At 32.5% G+C, this 6,389-nt stretch carries 6 protein-coding genes; all 6 read right to left on the bottom strand.

Annotation, left to right across the window (positions count from 1 at the left end; all coding sequences use genetic code 11):
- Nucleotides 1-1,142, bottom strand: a 1,142-nt coding sequence (locus tag RSC72_RS13355) for a cysteine desulfurase family protein (protein ID WP_332578571.1), incomplete at its 3' end; no start/stop codon positions are given.
- An 82-nt stretch (nt 1,143-1,224) separates the two neighbouring features.
- The gene (locus RSC72_RS13350; RefSeq protein ID WP_332545689.1) at nt 1,225-2,034 is read right to left on the bottom strand and encodes a DUF4846 domain-containing protein; all 810 of its coding nucleotides are present in this window, start codon (nt 2,032-2,034) and stop codon (nt 1,225-1,227) included.
- 16 nt (nt 2,035-2,050) lie between these two features.
- Entirely contained in the window at nt 2,051-4,045 is a 1,995-nt protein-coding gene (gene uvrB, locus RSC72_RS13345) for an excinuclease ABC subunit UvrB (RefSeq protein ID WP_332545691.1), read from the bottom strand.
- A gap of 337 nt (nt 4,046-4,382) precedes the next feature.
- A complete protein-coding gene (mazG, locus tag RSC72_RS13340) occupies nt 4,383-5,147 on the bottom strand; it encodes a nucleoside triphosphate pyrophosphohydrolase (RefSeq protein WP_332545692.1) in 765 nt (254 codons plus the stop codon).
- A gap of 7 nt (nt 5,148-5,154) precedes the next feature.
- On the bottom strand, nt 5,155-5,766 hold the full coding sequence (locus tag RSC72_RS13335) for a DUF5606 family protein (protein WP_332545693.1): 612 nt from the start codon (nt 5,764-5,766) through the stop codon (nt 5,155-5,157).
- Nucleotides 5,767-5,789: 23 nt separating this feature from the next.
- Nucleotides 5,790-6,365, bottom strand: a complete 576-nt coding sequence (gene def / locus RSC72_RS13330) for a peptide deformylase (protein ID WP_332545695.1) — start codon at nt 6,363-6,365, stop codon at nt 5,790-5,792.
- Between the last annotated feature and the right edge of the window lie 24 nt (nt 6,366-6,389).

Genomic DNA, 6,389 nt, shown 5'->3' with positions numbered 1-6,389 from the left:
TGTTTTTCAGCTATTTTTTTTAATGTAGCAATTAATGCATCAATTTCTTCTTTTGTTGTTTCGTAAGAAAAAGATACGCGTAATGGTGTCATTTGGTCAATTTCTTCATCAGAATATAAAGTAGACATTACCAAGGAAACTTTTGCTGCGCCAGAGCTACAGGCACTTCCCTGAGAAACAGCAATTCCTGCTAACTCTAATTCAAATCCGATTAATGTGTCGTGAAATGGTAATTTAATTGACAATAAAGCATATAAACTTTTGTCTAAATTTGCTGATAATCCATTAAAAGCTACACCAGGAATGGATTCTTGTAATTGATCTATTGTGTATTGTTTAATTTCTTTGATGTGCGCAATGTGCGCGTCCAATTCGTCAATTGCTAAATCAAATGCTTTAGAAAGACCAACAATTCCATATACATTTTCTGTACCAGAACGCATTCCTCTTTCTTGTCCACCACCAGCAATTAATGGCTTTATGTGCGATGCTTTTTTGGCGTATAAAAATCCTGCACCTTTTGGACCATGAATTTTATGAGCAGAGCAAGAAGCAAAATCAATTCCTAAATCTTTAAAATCTAGTTCATAATGCCCAACAGTTTGTACAGTATCTGTATGAAATAATGTATTGTTTTCTTGACAAAGTTGAGAAATTCGTTTTACATCAGTCAAATTTCCAATTTCATTATTGGCATGCATTAACGAAACCAATGTTTTTTTGGATTGATCTTTTACTAATTCTTCTAATTGAGCATAATCAACATCACCATTTTTCAAAATATTAAGACGAATAACTTCCGCTTTTCCTCTAACTTCTAAATCTTTGATGCTTTCTATCACACATTTATGTTCCATATCTGTTGTGATAATACGAGTTACGTCCAAATCATTAACACAAGAACGAATAATTGTATTGTTAGATTCTGTTCCACAAGAAGTAAAATAAATTTCGGCAGGAGATACATTAAGACGTTGAGCAATATTCTTCCTTGATAATTCGATTAACGCTTTTGCTTCTCTACCAAAAACATGTGTAGATGAAGGATTTCCGTAAATGTTTTTCATTACGTTTGCCATTTCGTCAACAACTTCTGGACGAATAGCAGTCGTTGCTGCATTATCTAAATATACTCTTTGCATAATTTTCTCTTTTAACCTATTTATCGATTTCTGGTTTTGAATAACAAATTTAGGTAAAATGAAATGATTATGGAAGTATAATCTATTTAAAACGCATTAAGTCTGATGAAAGAAATCTCCATTCTGGTGTAAGTGCAACACCTTCAGTGGCTTCGTTCCATGGGGAGATGTAGTCGTTACTTGGATTTGTGATGATTTGAATGTCTTGACTTGGATAATAAGTTTGTGCAAGAATATATATCTTATTTCCTTTATTGTCTGTTGCGACATCCATTACAATAACTGCATGGCTTTTTGTTGCACCTTTTTGAAATAAGACATCCCCAATTTGTAAATCTTTAAACGGAATAGCCTCTAAAAGATGTTTTATGGTTGAAGGATTTGAGTTTTCTAAATAATATGTTAGATATTCTTTGTATTTTTTATAGGAATAATCGCCGTTTATGTATTTTGTGTATGGAATCGGATTGGTTGGTATTTTTGCTAAAGCGTCTAATTTATCGTAGTTTTTTGTTTGAAAAAAATATTCCGCTCTAAGACTAATTACACCATTTTCATTAAACTGTACGTTTTTTGTAGGTTGTTCTAAATCTAAAACTCCAACATAAATGTTCGGATTCGCTTTTTTTTGCCCATTGTACATATAAACGGGTACATTATCATTTTTTAGAGAAATATTATTTAGCCAACTCGCAAAACCAGACAAGTTTTTTTGTCTACTATAATTAAGAGGTGTATCAAATTTTGCGTAAATTTTTAATTCTTTTTTATGAATTAAATGATCTAATCCAATGTTTTCAATCGATTCATCATTTAAAGATTTTTTTGCGATATGCGTATTACAAGAACTAAAGAGAATGGCTGATATGATAATTGTAAAAAATGTTTTCATTGTAGGAGTTCTCTTCTTAATTTTCTTGAGTCAAAAGTTGAATTTGATCTCTTAATTCTGCTGCTTTTATAAAATCAAGATTTTTTGCAGCTTTCTCCATTTCTTTTTGCAATTTTTGTACCAATTTATCTTTGTCCTCTGTTGAGTAATTTTCGTTAATCTCAGCCGCTTGATTCACTAAACTTTTTTGTTCGTACGGATTTTCTTCAAAACTTGCTGAAGCCATACTTAGTTGCGTTATTTTTTTGTTAAGCGGAGTTGGAACTTTTCCGTGGTCTTTATTGTATTGCATTTGTATTTCGCGACGACGATTGGTTTCGTCTATTGTTTTTTGCATACTATCGGTCATTCTATCCGCATACAAAATTGCCAAACCATTTACATTTCTCGCCGCACGACCAACAGTCTGCGTTAATGAACGATGACTTCTTAAAAAACCTTCTTTATCGGCATCTAAAATAGCAACCAAAGAAACTTCTGGCAAATCTAAACCTTCTCTCAAAAGATTAACACCAACTAAAACATCAAACAAACCAGTACGTAAATCTGCCATAATCTGCACGCGTTCTAACGTATCAACATCAGAATGTATGTAACGACAACGCACACCATATCGTGTTAAATATTTTGTCAATTCTTCCGCCATTCGTTTTGTAAGAGTTGTCACCAAAACACGTTCGTCTAATTCTACACGTTTATTGATTTCTTCCATCAAATTATCAACTTGATTTTGCGATGGACGAATTTCTATTACAGGATCTAATAAACCAGTCGGGCGAATAACTTGTTCTACAACAATTCCTTCTGATTTTTCTAATTCATAATTTGCAGGAGTTGCCGAAACATAAATAACTTGATTTTGTAAAGCTTCAAATTCTTCAAATTTTAATGGACGATTATCCATTGCAGCAGGAAGTCGGAAACCATATTCTACCAAATTCTCTTTACGCGAGCGGTCTCCACCATACATTGCATGAACTTGAGAAACGGTAACGTGCGATTCATCAATTACCATCAAATAATCTTCGGGGAAATAATCTAACAAACAGAAAGGACGAGTTCCTGGTTCTCGACCATCTAAATATCTTGAATAATTCTCGATTCCAGAGCAATAACCTAACTCTTTTATCATTTCCAAATCAAATTCGGTACGTTCTTGTAAACGTTTTGCTTCTAAGTTTTTACCGATTTCTTGAAAATATTCTGTTTGTTTTCCTAAATCAATCTGTATATCAGCAATAGCGCCATTTAGTGTATCTTTAGAAGTTACAAAAAGATTGGCAGGATAAATATTAATTTTATCTAATTTCGCAGTTGTTTTACCAGAATCTACATTAAACACAGAAATTTCTTCAATTTCATCTCCAAAGAAATTAACTCTGATTCCGTCATCTGCATAAGCAGGAAAAATATCTAATGTATCGCCTTTTATTCGGAAATTTCCACGTTGAAATAATCCTTCTGTTCTTGAATATAATGCTTGTACTAATTTGTGTAAAAAAGCCGTTCTCGAAATAATTTGTCCCGTTTCTATTTGAATGACATTTTTATGAAATTCATTAGGATTTCCAATACCATATAAACATGAAACTGATGCAATCACAATAATATCGCGACGTCCAGAAAGTAGGGAAGAAGTTGTGCTAAGACGAAGTTTTTCTATTTCTTCGTTAATCGATAAATCTTTCTCTATATATGTTCCTGATGAAGGAATATAAGCTTCTGGTTGATAATAATCGTAGTAAGAAACAAAATATTCTACCGCATTATTTGGAAAAAATTCTTTGAATTCCATAAACAATTGTGCTGCCAAAGTCTTGTTATGAGCCAAAACCAACGTGGGACGCTGTGTTTCTTGCACAACATTGGCAATAGTAAATGTTTTTCCAGAACCTGTAACTCCCAAAAGTGTTTGATAACGGTCTTTATTAAGGATTCCGTTTGTTAAATCTTGGATAGCTTTTGGCTGATCACCAGTCGGTTCGAATTCAGAATTTAGTTGAAACTGCATCTTACAAATTTAAGAAAAATAAGACAAAAAATGATAAAGATTAATGATTGTGAAGTGAGGAAAGTTGTAAAAAATAAAAAGGCGACATTAAGTCACCTTTTCATCAAAACCACAAAAAAATGAGAAAACTGTTTACTTAGTAAACAAACTTCCTTCCATTATTACAAGCTATTGCTCGCTATAACCATTGCAAATATAGGTCGGTTTTCTGTGCGTGCACAATAAATTGCAATACTTTGTTTTATTGGTGTCGATAAAAGATATTTATAATGTTGTTAAATCTACTGATTACAACGTTTTCGTAGATTTCAAACTTCGGTATAGTGTTAAGTTTACACTAGCGAATTTTCGCTAAATTCCATAACTTTTCTAATTCGGAAAGAGTTAAATCGCCCATTTCTTGACCGTTTTCTTTCACGATTTTTTCTAATTTTTGGAATCTTGAAATAAATTTTTTGTTAGATCGTTCTAACGCATCTTCAGAATTAATGCCTACAAATCGTCCATAATTGATTAAAGAAAATAAAATATCGCCAAATTCCATCTCTTTATCTGTTGGATTTTGCTCTTCTTTAAACTCTATAATTTCTTCTTGAATTTTCTCAAAAACTTGTTCAGAATTTTCAAATTCAAAACCAACGCCTTTTACTTTGTCTTGAATTCTGTAAGCTTTTACCATTGCTGGTAATGAAGTAGGAACGCCAGAAAGTACAGATTTGTTGCCTTCCTTTAGTTTTATTTGTTCCCAGTTTTGTAGTACTTGTTCTTCGGTATTTGCTTCTACATCGCCGTAAATATGTGGATGACGATGAATTAATTTGTCGCAAATACTATTTAGTACATCAGCAACATCAAATTGATTTTGTTCTGATGCGATTTTAGCATAAAAAACTAGGTGAAGAAAAACATCACCTAGTTCTTTTTTTATTTCATCTGAATCTTTTTCGATGATGGCATCCGAAAGTTCATAAATTTCTTCGATAGATAACGTACGCAACGTTTCCATTGTTTGTTTACGATCCCACGGACATTTTTCACGTAATTCATCCATTATGTCTAACAATCTTTCGAAAGCTTGTAATTGATTTTTACGTGTATTCATCCTTTAATTATTCAGCGTCTTTATCTTTTTTTGCTGTAGCTTTCTTAGCAGCAGGTTTCTTAGCAGCAGGTTTTTCTTCAGCGTCTTTTTTGTCAGCCGCCTTTTTAGCAGGAGCTTTCTTTTTTGGTTTTTCTTCTACAGCGACTTCTTCAGTAGCTTCTACTTCAGCAACAGGTGCTTCAATTTGAGCTTCTTGTGCTTGTTGAGCAGCCATTGCAGCTTCTACAGCAGCTAAGTCAATGTTTAATAATCCGTTTTTATGTAAGATATTATACCATTGGAATAATTTTTTCAAATCAGAATCATAAACTCTTGAATCGTCATATTCTGGTAAAACTTCTTCCATATATTTACGTAATTCCGCTCCAGAAACTTTGTGATCTACAGTTTCTCCACCGTTTTCTTTTTTGTAAATTCTGAAGAAAACTTCTGCTAAAGGATACTCTTGTGATACACCGTAAATAGCAACATTGTCTAATAAACTAACATTGTAGTTAGATGCGATTGAGATTTTTTTTCCTTTTTCTAAATCTTCAACAACAAAACCTCCTCTTGTTTGAGAAATTAAACGGTATAATCCTGGTTTTCCTGAAATTGCGATAACTCTTGATAAATCCATATTCTAAATGTATGTTTAAGGGTCTATGAAGGGAACTTCATTTTGTAACTCGTGTTTACTTTCCCTTTTGTTATATTTTTTAATTTATTACTTATTAATTTCTTTTTAAAGCTCGAAATATAGTCAATAAAAAGCTTTCCTTCCAAATGATCATATTCGTGTTGAATAACACGAGCACGAATATCGGAAAAAGTTTCGGTATGTTTCTCCCAATTTTCATCAAAATATTCTAACGTAACAGATTCTGGACGTGTTACATCTTCATGTATATGAGGAATACTTAAACATCCTTCTGTAAAAGCCCATTCGTCACCTTCAGAACTTCCGATTTGTTTTGGATTGATAAAAATGCGTTTAAAATCTTTCAATTCATCTTTCACATCTTCATAATCTTCATCTTCTTCAAAAGGCGAGCAATCTACAATAAATAAACGTATATCTTTTCCGATTTGAGGAGCTGCGATACCAACTCCATTAGAGTCGTACATTGTATCGAACATATTCTCGATCAGTTCATTTAAATTTTTATAATCTTGATCTATTTCGTGTGAAACTTTACGCAAGACAGGGTCTCCGTAAGCTACAACTGGTAATACCATTTTTGATCTTTTTTTATTAATTTA

Origin of the sequence: Algoriella sp. (assembly GCF_036647415.1) — a bacterium.
In the GTDB taxonomy this organism is placed as follows: domain Bacteria; phylum Bacteroidota; class Bacteroidia; order Flavobacteriales; family Weeksellaceae; genus Empedobacter.
Note: the sequence above shows the minus strand (reverse complement) of the source record. Positions and strands in the feature narration are given on the sequence as shown.

Coding starts and splice junctions, on each gene's coding strand:
- uvrB (WP_332545691.1), bottom strand. CDS start 4,045: ATGCAGTTTCAACTAAATTCTGAATTCGAACCGACTGGTGATCAGCCA.
- RSC72_RS13350 (WP_332545689.1), bottom strand. CDS start 2,034: ATGAAAACATTTTTTACAATTATCATATCAGCCATTCTCTTTAGTTCT.
- def (WP_332545695.1), bottom strand. CDS start 6,365: ATGGTATTACCAGTTGTAGCTTACGGAGACCCTGTCTTGCGTAAAGTT.
- RSC72_RS13335 (WP_332545693.1), bottom strand. CDS start 5,766: ATGGATTTATCAAGAGTTATCGCAATTTCAGGAAAACCAGGATTATAC.
- mazG (WP_332545692.1), bottom strand. CDS start 5,147: ATGAATACACGTAAAAATCAATTACAAGCTTTCGAAAGATTGTTAGAC.